Source organism: Corynebacterium sp. (assembly GCF_043426755.1).
Lineage (GTDB): Bacteria > Actinomycetota > Actinomycetes > Mycobacteriales > Mycobacteriaceae > Corynebacterium.
The window spans coordinates 1-14,849 of sequence record NZ_JBHWRP010000097.1; the positions used below are offsets into that span (position 1 = coordinate 1).

Genomic DNA, 14,849 nt, shown 5'->3' on the forward strand with positions numbered 1-14,849 from the left:
AGCAGCAATGGAATTCAAAGTCGGAGAAGTGGTCGTTTACCCACATCACGGAGCCGCCCGCATCGCCGACATCGAAGAACGGGAAATGGGCGGAGAGAAGCTCGAATTTCTCGTTCTGAAGATCCTGCAGTCTGACCTGGAAGTGCGCGTGCCCATCAAGAACACCGAGATGGTCGGTGTGCGTGACGTCGTCGGCAAGGAAGGCCTGGAAAAGGTCTTCTCCGTGCTGCGCGAAACCGACGTTGAAGAGGCCGGCAACTGGTCGCGGCGTTACAAGGCCAACCAGGAACGCCTCGCGTCTGGTGACATCAACAAGGTCGCCGAGGTGGTGCGCGACCTGTGGCGGCGCGACCAGGACCGTGGCCTGTCCGCCGGTGAGAAGCGCATGCTGGGCAAGGCCCGCCAGATCCTCGTCGGTGAGCTCGCCCTCGCCCAGCCTGTCGACGAGAAGAAGGCCGACGAGCTGGAGAAAGAAATCCAGGAGGCGATGCAGCGTCACGCCAAGGCGGACAAGCCTGCAGGCGAGTTCGACGATGAGGACGACATCGATATCGACGACCTCAGCTTCGACGACGAAGACGCAGACGAGAACGGCAAGTCCTAAACCAGCAGGGCCTACTACTGTGTCCCGCAAAGTCATCGCCATCATCGCCGCCGCCGGGCGCGGCACCCGCTTGGGTGCAGACATCCCCAAGGCCTTCGTCCGCCTGCGGGGTCGCTCGCTGGTCGAGCGATCCGTCACCGCAATGGAGACCGCCGAGATCGTCGATGAGATCATCGTGCTGATCAGCCCCGACATGGAAAACCACGCCCGGCGCACCCTGGAAGGGCACCCGCAGGTCCGCTTCGTCCACGGCGGCGGCGAGCGCGCTGACAGCATCTGGGCTGGGCTACAAGCAATTGACGACGATAATGCCGTCGTCCTGATCCACGATGCCGCACGCGCACTCACCCCACCAGGCATGATCGCGCGGGTGGCCCGCACCGTATTGGCCGGTGCGCCCGCCGTTGTGCCCGTTGTCCCCGTCGCTGACACCATTAAGGAAGTCGCGGGGGATCTCGTCGTCGGCACGCCCGATCGTGCCCAGCTCCGCGCCGTCCAAACGCCCCAAGGCTTCGACCTTGAGCAGTTGCGCCGCGCCAACGAACAGTACTTTTCGACGAGCGACCCTGGCTTCGTCGCCACCGATGATGCGAGCCTGATGGAATGGTTCGGCGTCGATGTGACCTGCGTCAATGGCGATCCGATGGCGTTTAAAATCACCACGCCCATCGACCTGACCCTGGCCACCACCATCACCGACGAGGCTGAGCCAACCGTGTTCGACGTGCCCGGATCGCTTATCGACGATCGACCCGCTGACTAAAGGAACCACCTGATGACCGAGCTGAACAACCTGCGCGTGGGCACCGCCTTTGATGCCCACCAGATCCAGGCAGGCAAGGAATGTTGGATCGCCGGCGTTTTGTTTGCCGACGATGACGGCTGTGAAGGCCATTCCGACGGCGACGTTGTCGCACACACCGTGGTCGATGCTGTCTTGTCCGCCTGCGGGCTGGGCGATTTGGGCAGTTTTGTCGGGGTGGGACGGCCCGAATATGACGGGGTGACCGGCGTGCAGCTGCTTAACGAACTGCGCGAGCTGCTGGACACACACGGCCACCGAGTGCTCAACGTCAGCGCGCAGCTGATCGGGCAGACCCCGAAGTTCGGTCCGCGTCGCGACGAGGCACAGCAGGTCCTGTCGGAAGCGCTCGGCGCGTCGGTCAGCGTTTCCGCGACCACGACCGACCACATGGGCTTTACCGGCAGTGGTCAAGGGCGCGCGGCGATCGCCACCGCCCTGGTGAACGTCGCCACGGCGCATTAAAAACAATGCGAGCGGAAACTGTCCGCTAAAGTAACTCATATGGAAATCTTGATTCGTCGTACCCCCGACGATGTCGCCCAGACTGCCGCCGACATCATCGCAGCAAACCTCCGCCCCGGCGCCGTACTGGGACTTGCCACCGGCTCCACCCCGCTGAAAACGTACCAGGAACTGATCCGCCGCTGCGAAGCTGGCGAGATCTCCTTCAAAGGGACCAAGGCCTTCTGCCTGGACGAATATATCGGCGTGCCGCCCGAGCACGAGCAAAGCTACCACTACGTGATCCGCAACGAGTTCACCAACCACATCGACATCAACGATTCCGACGTGCACTCGCCCAACGGAATGAGCGACAAGCCGTGGATCGCGGCGCAGGAATATGAAGATGCGATCGTGATGTCGGGCGGCATTAACTGCCAGTTGCTGGGCATCGGCACCAACGGGCACATCGGATTCAACGAGCCGGCGACCTCGCTGCGGTCCACGACCCGGGTGGAGGTGCTGCATGCCCAAACCGTCAAAGACAACGCCCGCTTCTTCGACACCGTCGACGACGTACCGAAGCACGCCATCACCCAAGGCCTTGGCACGATTCTGCGCTCCAACCACGCCCTGCTGATCGCCACCGGGCAGGGCAAAGCGCGCGCCGTAGCAAGCCTCGTCGAGGGTCCTGTCTCCGCGTCGTGCCCCGCCAGCGTGCTTCAAATGCATACCAACGCCACCGTCGTCGTCGACGAGGACGCCGCCATGATGCTCAAGGACAGTCAGTACTACCGCCGCGTCGAAGAAATGCGGCCCAGCTGGCGCGGAATCGACGGGCAACCGAAGTACTAATAGGTGTGGTCTAAACTAGGCCGTGTGACTCAACGCATCTTCGACACCGCAACACGTACACTGCGCGACTTCCAGCCCGTGCGGGAAGGACACGTCTCCATCTACCTGTGCGGCGCCACCCCGCAAGCACAGCCCCACATCGGGCATGTGCGCAGCGGAGTGGCTTTCGACATCGTCCGCCGCTGGTTTTCCGCCCAAGGCTACGATGTTGCGTTCGTGCGCAACGTCACCGACATCGACGACAAAATCCTCAACAAAGCCGCCGACGCCGGCCGGCCCTGGTGGGAGTGGGTCAGCCACTACGAGCGCGAATTCACCTGGGCCTACAACACCCTCGGGGTGCTGCCTCCCAGCGTCGAACCGCGCGCGACCGGGCATGTGACCCAAATGGTGGACTACATGCAGCGCCTGATCGACAACGGCTACGCCTATGCTGCCGACGGCTCCGTGTACTTCGACGTGCAGGCCTGGGTGGCCGCCGGCGGTGACTACGGTTCGCTTTCCGGCAACCGCGTCGACGAGCTCGGCCAGGACGCCCAGGGAGAAACCGACAACCGCGGCAAACGCCACGCGCTCGACTTCGCCCTGTGGAAAGCCGCCAAGCCCGGCGAACCACACTGGCCTACCCCTTGGGGAGACGGCCGGCCCGGCTGGCACCTCGAGTGCTCCGCCATGTCCACCTGGTACCTCGGCGGCCAGTTCGACATTCACGGCGGCGGGCTCGACCTGCAGTTCCCACACCACGAAAACGAACAGGCCCAATCCCACGCCGTCGGCGACAAATTCGCCAACTACTGGATGCACAACCACTGGGTAACCATGAGTGGTGAGAAAATGTCGAAATCCCTCGGCAACGTCTTATCCGTCCCCAAGATGCTCGAGACGGTCCGCCCCGTCGAACTGCGCTACTACCTCGGCAGCGCCCACTACCGCAGCGTGCTCGAGTACTCACCCGAAGCACTCCACGAAGCGGCCGCCGGCTACCGCAGGATTGAGGCCTTCGTCGGCAAGCTGCCTGAGGCCCAACCCACCCACTGGACCGATGCTTTCGCCGAGGCGCTTAACGACGACTTCGGCGTCCCACGCGCACTGGCCGAAATCCACAACGCGGTCCGCGAAGGCAACAGCGCACTCGCGCGTGGCGACGAAGAGACCGCCACAGAACTCGCCGGCCAGGTCCGAGCCATGACAGCAGTCCTCGGTGTGGATCCGGGGCAATGGCAGGACCACTCGTCGACAAGCGACGATGCCCACCACGCGCTCGACGTACTCGTGCGCGCCGAACTTACCCGCCGGGCCGACGCCCGCGCCAACAAAGACTGGGACACCGCCGATGCCGTGCGCGACCGGCTCACCGAAGCCGGCGTCGAGGTCACCGACACCGCCGACGGCCCCACCTGGACACTGAAGGACTAAACAATGGCAAAACCTTATCGACGCCCCGACGTACGCCAAACACGCAAGAAAGGCGCCACCAAAGGCACCGGCGGCAAAAACCGTCGCGGCCTGCGCGGCAAAGGACCCACCCCCAAAGCCGAAGACCGCGTCTACCACGCAAAACACAAGGCCAAGGTGCGGCGCGACCGCAGCAACTCCGGCAAGCATGAGCGCGAGCAGCCCGATCTGGTCGTGGGGCGCAACCCGGTCATCGAATGCCTGCATGCCGACGTGCCGGCGGAAGCGCTGATCGTCGCCCAGGGCACGGGTGCCGACGACCGCCTAGCCGAAGCCGTGCAGATCGCGCATCAGCGGAATATTCCCACCCGCGAAATCGCACGCCACGAACTGGACCGCCTGGTGGGCAACTCCATGCACCAGGGCGTCGGGCTGCAGATCGCGCCCTATAAATACGCCAACGCTTTCGACCTGCTGGCCGGCGTGCGCGACCGCGGCGAAAAAGGCATGTTCGTGCTGCTGGACAACATCACCGACCCCCGCAACCTGGGGGCTGTGATCCGGTCCACCGCGGCGTTTGGCGGTCACGGGGTGATCATTCCGGAGCGTCGTAGCGCTCAGGTCACGGGCGTGGCGTGGCGGACTTCGGCGGGCACGGCGGCGCGGCTGCCGGTGGCGCGCGAGACGAACATGACGCGCACCGTGCAGCAGTTCCAGAAGAACGGCTACCAGGTGGTCGGGCTGGACGCTGGCGGGGAGCACACGTTGGACACCTACGATGGCGGCCGCGACAATATCCTCATCGTCGTCGGCTCCGAAGGCAAGGGCATTTCGCGCCTGGTGCGGGAAAACTGCGACACGATCATGTCCATTCCGACGACCGACTGGGTCGAATCCCTCAACGCGTCCGTGGCCGCCGGCGTGGTGCTGAGCGAGTTCGCGCGCCAGAGGCGCAACCCCACAGCCTAACTCGCGCCTGGCCAGCCCATGAGGTGCTGACCGCGGAAACCTCAAAATCTGTGGATAACTCAGAGTTATCCACAGATTTTTTCTGCGCGAAAAACACGGGCGCGAATAATGTTTTAGCGTCAGGGTCATGAACGAAAAAGAAGCCCTGACAGCCTTCGCCACCGGCTGGCGCTCGCCGCTGGACGTGCTGAACGACGCCGCCGGCATGAGCGTGATCGACCTGTGTCACGAAGGCCTCGATGCCACCATGGCGAAAATCATCGCGCGCCTTGCCGACGTGTACTGCACCGACACCAACGCCAGCCGCAAACAGTCTGCCGTGTGCGCTATTTTGACGGCGATGGAGCACACCTTTAACACCATGAACGAAATCGAAAGCTACGTGCGCAAACTCCGCGACAAGAACCGGAAGTGGGAGCTGCGGCAGGAGTTGGCATCGTGCGCTCCTGTGCTGCGCACCTTACGGAAGCGGGCGCGGGAGCTGGTGGCCGAGTACAACGGCGACACGGCCCAGAACCCGGAGATGAAGCTGAGCAGTAAAGCGGTGCCGGATTCGTCGTTAAGCGACATGAAGCTGCGCGGGCCGGCGCACCTGGTGAAGGCGGCGATGGACAAGGCCACGGCGTTTGCGCGCGAGCACGGCATTGAGCCGGCGGAGGCGTTGCTGCGGCTGGCGACTTCCGGCGATGGGACGGGGCCGGAGCTGGCGCCGGCGATCATTGTGCCGCTGAACGGGGAGGCGCTGAGCTGGGAGGGTGCGGGGCCTGATGAGGTGCGCCTGGCGCTGACGAACGGGACCGTGATGACCGGGGCCGATTTCGTTTCCGCGAAGCTTGCCGACGCCGGTTTTGCTTTGCTTGTCGACGAGATCACCGGCGAAGATTTGGAACTGTACCGCCTGCGCGACCCCAACAGTGAGGAGCTGGGCCCCCGCCGCTTCGCTACCCTGAAGGAGCGGTTGCGCCAGCGGCTGAAAACGCCGGTGTGCGCCTGGCCAGGTTGCGGCAAGCCGGCCGACGAATGCCAGATGCACCACATCACGGCGTATAAGGATGGCGGCGAGTCTGAGATGGACAATTACACCATGCTCTGCGATTTCGACAACGGGCGCAACGACGACGACCGCGACCGGCCGCGCTATGGCCACATCGAGAAGATCGGTGGTTTGGACTATTGGGTGCCGGCCTACGGGGGAGAGCCGGAACTGAATATGCACCCGGCGGCGCGCGGCGGGGCGATCAGAGCAGTGCGAGAAGCCGCTGGACTACCTGTGCACCTGTGAAGCGCTGTTTAGTGTCGTGAGTTGGCGGCGACTTCATCGCGGGTGGCGCCGCGCTTGCGCCACCAGCCGATCGCGCGGCACACCAGGTAGATGAGAAAGGAGATGCCGGCGACAAACACACTGACCGGCACGCCCGGGGCCAGCGAGAGGATGAACCCGCCGACGGCCGATAGTTCGGCGAACACGACCGACCACACGACCGCGCGGACCGGGCTCGAGGTGATCTGGACGGCGGCCGCGCCCGGGGTGATCAGTAACGCCATCACTAGCAGAGCACCGACCACCTGGACCGACTGGGCGGACGCCAAACCGACCAGGACGGCGAAGCCCACGGCCACGGCGCGGACCGGGACGCCGGCGGCGCGCGCCATGACGGGGTCGGCGGAGGCGAACAGGATGGGGCGCCAGAACACCACCACGGCGACAACGACGATCACGGTCGTGGCGATGAGCAGCCACAGCGACGCCGTGGACACGCCCACGATCTGGCCCATCAGAAGCGTCATCGCCGTCGTCGAATTGCCTGGGTAAAGGTGCAAAAACAGCACCGAAAGCCCCATGCCGGCGCTCATCACCACGCCGACGGCGGAGTCCTGCTGGCCACGCATCCCCAGCAGCGCGAGCACGATGGCCGCCACGATCGACCCGGCTACCGCGCCCAGGCCAATGTTGAGCCCAAAAAGCAGGGCTGCCGACGCACCCATCAGGGCCAGCTCACTGGTCGCGTGCACCGAAAAGGACATCTGACGCAACACGATCAGGCTGGTCATCACCCCGGACAGCAGCCCAAGGAAAGCGCAGGCCACCAGGGACGTCTGCACAAAATCAACGCTGAGCAAATACTGCGTATCGGCCCACAAGTCGGCGATCATTTAAATCACCACCATCCGGCCGTCGATCTCCACCACATCCACCCGCGTGTTGTACAGCTCGCTGAGCACCTCGGAGCGCATCACCTCAGACACAGTCCCAATCGTGTGCCCATGCGGCGCCAGGTACACGACCCGGTCGGTCACGCGCAGGATCGGATTAATCCCGTGGGTAACGAAGAGCACCGCGGTTCCTCGCTCACGGCGACGAGCATCAAGCTTATCGACGACCTCCTGTTGCTTCACCACATCCAAACTGAGCAGGGGCTCGTCGGCAAGCAAAATGTCCGGATCGTTCGCCAACGCCTGGGCCTGGCGCACCAACTGCTGCTGCCCGCCCGACAGCCTTCCCACCGACCGGTCGGCAATACCAGTAGCGCTCACGTGGGACAGTAACTCGTCGACACGCGCCCGCGACGCAGTCCGACGACGCACCACACCATGGGCCAACGACAAGGAGACTAAGTCGCGGACCCGCATCGGCAGATCCTCAGGAAACATGCGCTGCTGCGGGATATAGCCGAACCGGCCGTTGACCTCCACGCGGCCGGCCGTGAGATCGCGGGTGCCCATGATGGTGCCCAACAACGTGGACTTGCCCACACCATTCGGGCCCAGCACCGCGATAAACTCACCTGGCTCGACCGTCAAATTCAGGTCCGACCACAGCGGGTCCACCGCGGCCTGATGAAACTGCACCAGCATAAAAACCTTCCAGATTAACGGCGGAAAGCCCCCAGGACACCCTGGAGGCACGATAGAGGGGATCGCCGGATGCTCTGCCGATATGCTACGCCTTCGCGGCCTCGGACAGCGCGTTGACGCGGTCTTCGAAGTAGTCGAGGAAGTTTGTGCCCTCCTCCGGCGTCTCCGCGATCTCGACGATCGCGATGCCGTTTTCCTCCGCGGCGTCGCGAATGCGGGTGGCGGTGTCGGTGGCCGTTTGTGGGTTGAAAATGAGCATGTCGACCGGCTCCGAATTGAGGGTCTCCAAAAACGCGGCCAGGTCGGCTGCGGCCGGCTCTGTTTCGCTCAAGGTTGCCTTACGGTAGCTCTCCGGGGTGACATCGGTCAGTTCAGAGTCGTGGATGATGTAGTCGGCGACAGATTCGGACTGGGTGACCTGCGCCGCTGGCAACTCCTTGATCAGTGCGTCCATGGAGGCCATGCGGTCGAGGACGGGCTGCGCGTCGGCCTCAATGTTGGGGTCGATGGCCTTGGCTGCGGTCTCGATTTCCTCGGCGACATATTCGACGGCGTCGGTGTCGTACCAGATGTGTTCGTTGCCGTCGATCATTTCGATGGGGCCATGGTCGTGGCCTTCGTGGTCGGCATGAGCGTCATGGGCGTTTTCGTCGGCATGCGCTTCGTCGTGCTCGTGATCATGCGCGTGCCCGTGGTCATGATCATGGGCGTGCCCGTGGTCATGATCATGGGCGTGGCTGTGTTCGATGAGCGGGAGCGCGTGGACGATCTTTTCTTCGTCGACGACGTCGTAGAGCCAGGCGTCGTACCCGCCCCCGCCGACGACGACGATGTCGGCTTCGGCGGCCTTGGCGAGGTCGGCGGCTGCGGGTTCGAAGTGGTGGGGGTCGACGGTGTTGCCGCTAATGATGGGGGTGATGGTTGCGTCTTGGTCGGTGACGACGGCGGAGGCGACATCGCCCCAGATGCTGGTGGAGGCGACGATGTTCAGGCCGTTTCCGCTCGCGTCCGAGGAGGCGCCTGCGGAGGTGTCGGCGCTTTCGGCGGAGCATCCGGCGAGCGCGAGGGCGCCTGCGGCAAGGGTGGCGAAGAGGGTTCGGGTCAGTTTCATAGCCACCAATAAACCATTGTTGAAAAACGTTGTCAAGATGAAAACGTGTTGAAAACGCAGGTAGCTTACCTTTTCGTCGGGCCTGCGCCTGCTGCCAGCCCTGAGCGCAACGGCGAGTACTGCGCCGGGTGCTAGATTAAAGCCATGTCACCACGGCCTGTTAAGCGCGGTACGCTCGCGTCGATTGCTGCCGATCTTGGCGTATCACGCACCACCGTGTCGAATGCATATAACCATCCGGATCAGCTCTCGCCGGAGTTGCGGGAGCGCATTTTCGCAGCGGCGAAGGCGCGTGGCTATTCCGGGCCCGATCCGATGGCGCGCTCCTTGCGGACCCGCAGGGTGGGTTCATTCGGGGTGTTGCTGACGGAGCAGTTGTCTTTCGCGTTCGAGGATTTGGCATCGATCGATTTTCTCGCGGGCCTGGCCGCCTCGGGCTATGGCGTGCGCAATACGATGACGCTGGTGCCCGTCGGCCCGCTTGCCGACGATTCCACCCAACTAATTGCAAACGCCGTGGTGGATGGGTTCGTGGTCTATTCGGTGGCGGCAGAGGACCCTCACCTGGAGGCGGCGCGGGGTCGTGGGTTGCCGATCGTGGTCGTCGACCAGCCCTATGATGTCGACGACCTGCCGTTTGTGGGCATCGATGATTATGCGGCGATCCAGCCGGCTGCCCAGTCCTTGTTGGATGCGGGCCATCGGCGGATCGGGGTGCTGACGAAGCGGATGCACCGCGCCGAATTTAATGGCCACCTGGACCGCGACCAGCTGGGACAGGCCGAGTTGCACGTGCAGCGCGAGCGCGTGCGCGGGGCTTTAGACACGTTCGCGGCGGCCGGGGTGGAGGAGGTGCCGGTGGTGGTGCGCCACTTCAACGATCACGATTCCGCCGTGGAGGCCGCCCGCGAGTTGCTGGAGGCCCACCCGGACTTAACCGCCGTGTTGTGCACGACCGATTCCATGGCGTTCGGTGTGCTCGAGTATTGCACGGCCCGCGGCCTGCGCGTTCCGGAAGACCTCAGCGTCACGGGTTTCGACGGCGTCGATCTCGCCCACATCCGGGGACTGACCACGGTGAACCAGCCGAATCGGAAGAAGGGGTCGACGGTGGGCAAGATTTTGGAGGCGCTTATCGACGATCGAGTGGCCGACCGCACCAGCCAAGGGCCGGTGCCGCACGTGGTCATCCCGACCACCTTTAGCCCCGGAAGAACTGTTGGCGCGCCGCGGCAAGACTGACAAAGAACGCCGCCACGGCGTCAACATCAGCCACCGTGTGGTCCGCACCGGTGGGGCCGCCGCCGACCTTCACCCCGAGGTCCTGGCCGGAAAGTACAGGGAAGACGGATTCGTCGGTGACATCGTCGCCCACAAAAACGGTGGCATCAACCCCGCGTTTGCGCCGGGCTACCCAGTCACCTTTCGTGACATCCACCGCCGAAAATTCCACAATATTGCTGCCCGGGGTCACCGGCCGCCCACCCGTGTCCAGCTGGCGGGCGCGGGTAAGCAGCTCGTCGGCACGCGCCGGGTCCTGCTGCGCCAACGCCGCCACGTGCAGCACCCGCTGATACGGCTTGACCTCCACATATGCCAGCGGCTCCGCGGCCGCGATGGTCTCCAGCTCCGCCTCGATGTGGTTGAGGTAGGCCAGGGAATCGTCGTCAAGCACGACCGCCCCGTCAGAAGGTTCCGCGCCGTGGGAGCCGACCAGCACGACCGGATCGCGCAGAAGGCACACCGCGCGCAGCCCATCCAGGTGCCGGCCGGATAAAACGACCACCTCGGTGGCCGGCTGGGCGGCCAAGGTGTGCAACGCGTCAAGCGCGCCCGGGTGGGCGACCACGGCCTGCGGGTCGGGGTCCAGCGGGGCCAGGGTGCCATCGAAGTCGGTCACCACCAGCAAGGACGCGGCGTGGGCGAGGGCAGTGATGCGGTCAGTGATCATTGGGCCATCAACCGCACGGCCGGCTGGTCGATCTCGCCGGTTTGCTTCGTCAGGATCAGCTCCGTGTCGCTGAGCTGATCAATGCTGTAATCGGTCTCCGCGGTCAGGATCTGCGCCAGGGAGTCGTGAACGAACCGGGGCCCGCCGTCGCAGTCCTCCGGGTCACGAAATTCGATATTGGAAATCCGCATCGCGTCGGCATCGTCACGCGCCGCCGGCTGCCCCTGCGCGCTGAACACCACCGCGGCCTGCAGTGGGGCACACCCCGTCGATCCGGTCATCGTGGACTCGCCGACGACCAGGCGCGCAGCACCCGCCGCGCTGGCCGGCAGCTCATCCGGCGACTCCGGCTCCAGGTACACGCTGACCACCTGGTAGACCTGCCCATTCATGCGATCGCTGATCGCGCAGCCACCCAGGCCGGCCGCCAGACTCGCGGCGAGGAGCGCGCCGAGCCCCGCCCTGATCCAGTTATACGCCACGGCCCGCCCCTGATTTGTCCAAACGGCGCAGGAAGGACTCCGCCCACACCGCGACAGTATTCTCGTTGACCTGCATGTTCATCTCTCGCATCGCGTCGCGCCCCGCCGGCGTGCCCCGGCCGGCCACCGCGGAACGGATCGCGCTTTTAACGGACTCACCATCGAAAGGGTTGCACAGGTGCGCCGCCGACAGCTCACTGGCCGCCCCGGCAAACTCGGACAGGACCAAGGCGCCGTCGCCTTCGGGGTGGCAGGCCACATATTCCTTGGCCACCAGGTTCATGCCGTCTTTAAACGGGGTCACCAGCATCACGTCCGCGGCCGCATAATACTCACGCAGCTGCGCCTTGCCCAGCGGCCGGTGGCAATAGTGCACCACCGGCGTGCCGATCTTCCCAAACCGGCCATTGATGCGCCCCACCGCCTGCTCGACAGCGGCGCGCGTCTGCCGGTAGTGGTCGATCCGCTCCCGCGACGGCGTAGCGATCTGCACAACACTCACATCCTCCAGCTCACCGGCCTCCAGCAGTTCCTCCACCGCCAGCAGTCGCTGCAGAATCCCCTTCGTGTAGTCGAGGCGATCCACACCCAGCATCATCGTGCGCGGCCCACCAAGCGCCCGACGAATCGTCGATACGCGATCCGCGCTCACCGGGCCAAAGTGGGAAGGATCGATCGAAATCGGGAACGTGCCAGTGCTTATCGACGAGCCCCCGAGCGCCTTAAAGTTCGCCTCATCACGATCGCGCTGAAACCCCACTAGATCTGCCCCCGCCAGACCGTCCAGCAGCTCATCGCGCCACGGCAGCTGGCGGAACAAATCCGGTGCCGGAAACGGAATGTGCAGGAAAAAACCGATCGTCACATCGGGCCGCAGCCGGCGCAACAGGCCCGGCACCAGCATCAACTGATAATCCTGCACCCACACCGTCGCACCCGGGGCAGCCACCCGCGCCGCCTCCACCGCGAACTTCTCATTGACCTGCTGGTAGCGCTGCCACCACGACAGTTCAAACACGGGGTGCACAATAAGGTCGTGAAACAACGGCCACAGCGTGGCGTTGGAGAAACCCTCATAGAACTCGGCGTAGTCACTCGTCGATAAGCGCACCGGATGCAAACGCACCCCGGCGTGCTCGAAGGGCTCCATCACCGCGTCCGGCTCGCCCGGCCAGCCCACCCAACACCCCTGCTGGGCCTGCAAGACAGGCTCGAGGGCTGCGACGAGCCCGCCGGGCGAAGGCACCCAACGGCCCTGCACCCGATCCACCGGCAGCCGGTTGGCCACCACCACGAAGGTGTTGTCGCCGACCATGGCCTACTGCTTGGTCGCCTTCTTCGTAGTTTTCTTCTTAGTTGCCTTCTTTTTGGTTGCCTTTTTCTTAGTGGCTTTCTTCTTAGTTGCCTTCTTTTTCGTGGCCTTCTTCTTTGTCGCCTTCTTGGTGGCCTTCTTCGCGCTCGCGGTCTCTGCGGCATCTTCAGGCGCGAGTTCTTCCTCGAACTTCTGGTACACCAAGCCCTCTGGTTCGACACCCAGCATGCTCATGAGGGTGACGCCATCGAGAAGATCTTCGGCGTAGGTTGCCACGATACGCCGGGCCCCGAGCGCAGTTTCCTGCTCGAGCTCGTGGATTTCCTCGGGAGAGGGGCGAGAATCGGTGATCTTTGGCGGCACGAACATCCTCCTGGATAAAGAAAGAAAAGCTAGATGGTCCTATTCTACGCTATCCCTGCCCGCGCGACTCGCGGTGGTCGGGGGTTCCGGGCACGTTTCCTTGCGCGTGACGACGAGGCAGCCGCACCGCCGGGCGGACGAGTTTCTGGGAGCGGGCGATGCGCTCGGCGCGCCGAATCTGCTGGAACGTCATGCGGCCGGCCGCGCGGAAGGCACGGTACGGGGTGATCACCTGCGGGCGGCGGATGCGGCGGGCCACCCACTCGCCGAAGGTCACCCCGGCGGCCAAGGCGAGGGCCGTACCGACCGCGGTGCCTAGGTTGGCGAAACCGATCAGTAGCTGGTCGTTGAGGATGCCGTACATCGCGCGATAGGTGGTCAGGCCGGGCAGAAATGGGGTCACGCCGGCGATCTGGGTGATCAGCGGGGGCACGCCGAAGCGACGAGCCAGCAAACCACCGGCCAGGCCCACCATCACGGCACAGATCGCGGCCGCAAGCACCGGGCTGGTCTGCGCGGGCAGCAGCACGAGGTAGTAGGCGATGGATCCAAAGAGGGAGGAAGCGCCCGCGACCCATACCGCCGACCAGTCGCCGTAGGAGGCCACGGCAAAAGCAGCAGAAGTGACCGTGCCGGCGATGATGATGGCGCCGGCGGAGCCAAAGGTAGCTGTCGCGCCCATCGATTCCATCGGTGGCAGTCCGCTGCCGAACATCGCGCTGAGCTGGATACCGGTGGCCACACCCGCGACGATGCCGCCTGTGTTCAGCATGGTTTCGAAAAACCTGGCGCTGGCTGTCACCGGGGCGCCCGTAATCCCGTCTTGGAGGGACTGCACGAGCGACAGGCCCGCGAGCAGAACGACGATACCGGAGGCGATCACCAAACTCGGGCGGAAGGTGATGCCTGCCGACGCTGCGATCTCATAAGCCACAGCCGCAGGAAGCGTCGCAAGCAGCCCGCCGGCAACGCACTGGAAAAAGTACGGCATGGAGTGCTTGCCCAACCAGCTGTTGATCGACATGATCGCCAAACTAGTCAGCCCGCCAAGGGCAGCCATGCCGAAGCCGCCGCCGAACAAGATTGCGACCGCCCCGCCAAATATTGCCCAGCCCAGAAGGGCCAGTTTCGGGCCGTAGGGCGGCGGCGCTAGGTAAATTTCGTCGAGAATCTTCTCCGCGATCTCCGGCCGCGTTCCGCCGGCACGGATGGAGCGGATCAGGTTGTCCACCTGCGTCAGTTTCGAAAAGTTCGGATCCATGCCATCAACCACGCGCATCACGTTGATGGGTGTTTTCACGGTCGTGCCGATCGTCGTATGCAACCTGATCGAGCTAAACGTGATGTCAATGTGCAGATAATGCAGACCATAAGACGACGCCACCGTGTGGATCTGCGCGCGCGTATCCGCATTCGACGTCCCTGAAGACAGCAAAATATCGCCGATGCGCGCCGCAATATTCATCACGGCGGTCACCTGGGCCGGATCAGTCAGGTCAACGGGGGCGAGAGGGGACGGCGGCGGGGATGTGGTCGCTTCGTCAATCGTGGCCACTTGGCTGCCACGGATCTTGTCCCAGAGTTTTTTCAAAGCATGGGGCACGTTGGGCACACAGTGCACACTAGCGCACGTCCTCGCGCCGAGCGTATCGACGGGTACGCTTAAAAACACCATTCAAAAAACGTTCACGACTAGAACAGAGGA

16 protein-coding genes are annotated in these 14,849 nt (G+C 64.1%); 8 read left to right on the top strand and 8 right to left on the bottom strand.

What is annotated here, in order from left to right; translation table 11 throughout:
- Positions 1-7 precede the first annotated feature (7 nt).
- The 7 genes from ACHFGA_RS09940 (at position 8) to ACHFGA_RS09970 (ending at position 6,351) form a co-directional block, all read left to right on the top strand.
- A complete protein-coding gene (locus ACHFGA_RS09940; protein WP_394282276.1) occupies positions 8-604 on the top strand; it encodes a CarD family transcriptional regulator in 597 nt (198 codons plus the stop codon).
- A 19-nt stretch (positions 605-623) separates the two neighbouring features.
- The gene (ispD, locus tag ACHFGA_RS09945; RefSeq protein WP_394282221.1) at positions 624-1,367 is read left to right on the top strand and encodes a 2-C-methyl-D-erythritol 4-phosphate cytidylyltransferase; all 744 of its coding nucleotides are present in this window, start codon (positions 624-626) and stop codon (positions 1,365-1,367) included.
- A gap of 12 nt (positions 1,368-1,379) precedes the next feature.
- Positions 1,380-1,871: a 2-C-methyl-D-erythritol 2,4-cyclodiphosphate synthase gene (gene ispF, locus ACHFGA_RS09950; protein WP_394282222.1), complete on the top strand. Its 492-nt coding sequence runs from the start codon at positions 1,380-1,382 to the stop codon at positions 1,869-1,871.
- 39 nt (positions 1,872-1,910) lie between these two features.
- On the top strand, positions 1,911-2,705 hold the full coding sequence (gene nagB / locus ACHFGA_RS09955) for a glucosamine-6-phosphate deaminase (protein WP_394282223.1): 795 nt from the start codon (positions 1,911-1,913) through the stop codon (positions 2,703-2,705).
- A gap of 24 nt (positions 2,706-2,729) precedes the next feature.
- A complete protein-coding gene (cysS, locus tag ACHFGA_RS09960; protein ID WP_394282224.1) occupies positions 2,730-4,121 on the top strand; it encodes a cysteine--tRNA ligase in 1,392 nt (463 codons plus the stop codon).
- 3 nt (positions 4,122-4,124) lie between these two features.
- Positions 4,125-5,069: a 23S rRNA (guanosine(2251)-2'-O)-methyltransferase RlmB gene (rlmB, locus tag ACHFGA_RS09965; RefSeq protein ID WP_394282225.1), complete on the top strand. Its 945-nt coding sequence runs from the start codon at positions 4,125-4,127 to the stop codon at positions 5,067-5,069.
- 127 nt (positions 5,070-5,196) lie between these two features.
- Complete coding sequence (locus ACHFGA_RS09970) at positions 5,197-6,351, top strand: HNH endonuclease signature motif containing protein (RefSeq protein ID WP_394282226.1); 1,155 nt, start codon at positions 5,197-5,199, stop codon at positions 6,349-6,351.
- A gap of 8 nt (positions 6,352-6,359) precedes the next feature.
- On the opposite strand, the gene ACHFGA_RS09975 is transcribed toward ACHFGA_RS09970, so the two are convergent.
- The 3 genes from ACHFGA_RS09975 to ACHFGA_RS09985 form a co-directional block, all read right to left on the bottom strand.
- Entirely contained in the window at positions 6,360-7,223 is an 864-nt protein-coding gene (locus tag ACHFGA_RS09975; RefSeq protein ID WP_394282227.1) for a metal ABC transporter permease, read from the bottom strand.
- A complete protein-coding gene (locus ACHFGA_RS09980; protein WP_394282228.1) occupies positions 7,224-7,925 on the bottom strand; it encodes a metal ABC transporter ATP-binding protein in 702 nt (233 codons plus the stop codon).
- Positions 7,926-8,010: 85 nt separating this feature from the next.
- A complete protein-coding gene (locus tag ACHFGA_RS09985; protein ID WP_394282229.1) occupies positions 8,011-9,036 on the bottom strand; it encodes a metal ABC transporter solute-binding protein, Zn/Mn family in 1,026 nt (341 codons plus the stop codon).
- A gap of 144 nt (positions 9,037-9,180) precedes the next feature.
- On the opposite strand from ACHFGA_RS09985, the gene ACHFGA_RS09990 reads away from it, so the two are divergent.
- Entirely contained in the window at positions 9,181-10,278 is a 1,098-nt protein-coding gene (locus ACHFGA_RS09990; protein ID WP_394282230.1) for a LacI family DNA-binding transcriptional regulator, read from the top strand.
- Here ACHFGA_RS09990 and otsB read toward each other — a convergent pair.
- The 5 genes from otsB to ACHFGA_RS10015 all read right to left on the bottom strand — a co-directional run bounded on the left by otsB (position 10,238) and on the right by ACHFGA_RS10015 (position 14,756).
- Positions 10,238-10,987 carry a trehalose-phosphatase gene (gene otsB / locus ACHFGA_RS09995; protein WP_394282231.1) on the bottom strand — a complete coding sequence of 250 codons (750 nt, stop codon included), beginning with the start codon at positions 10,985-10,987 and terminating at the stop codon, positions 10,238-10,240. The two genes, ACHFGA_RS09990 and otsB, sit on opposite strands and share 41 nt — an antisense overlap.
- The gene (locus ACHFGA_RS10000; protein WP_394282232.1) at positions 10,984-11,379 is read right to left on the bottom strand and encodes a hypothetical protein; all 396 of its coding nucleotides are present in this window, start codon (positions 11,377-11,379) and stop codon (positions 10,984-10,986) included. Before ACHFGA_RS10000 ends, otsB begins: the two co-directional genes overlap by 4 nt.
- A gap of 79 nt (positions 11,380-11,458) precedes the next feature.
- A complete protein-coding gene (locus ACHFGA_RS10005; RefSeq protein WP_394282233.1) occupies positions 11,459-12,784 on the bottom strand; it encodes a trehalose-6-phosphate synthase in 1,326 nt (441 codons plus the stop codon).
- Between the two features lie 3 nt (positions 12,785-12,787).
- Complete coding sequence (locus ACHFGA_RS10010) at positions 12,788-13,150, bottom strand: hypothetical protein (protein WP_394282234.1); 363 nt, start codon at positions 13,148-13,150, stop codon at positions 12,788-12,790.
- Between the two features lie 43 nt (positions 13,151-13,193).
- Positions 13,194-14,756, bottom strand: coding sequence for a threonine/serine exporter ThrE family protein (locus ACHFGA_RS10015; protein ID WP_394282235.1), 1,563 nt, complete (start codon positions 14,754-14,756; stop codon positions 13,194-13,196).
- Positions 14,757-14,849 lie beyond the last annotated feature (93 nt).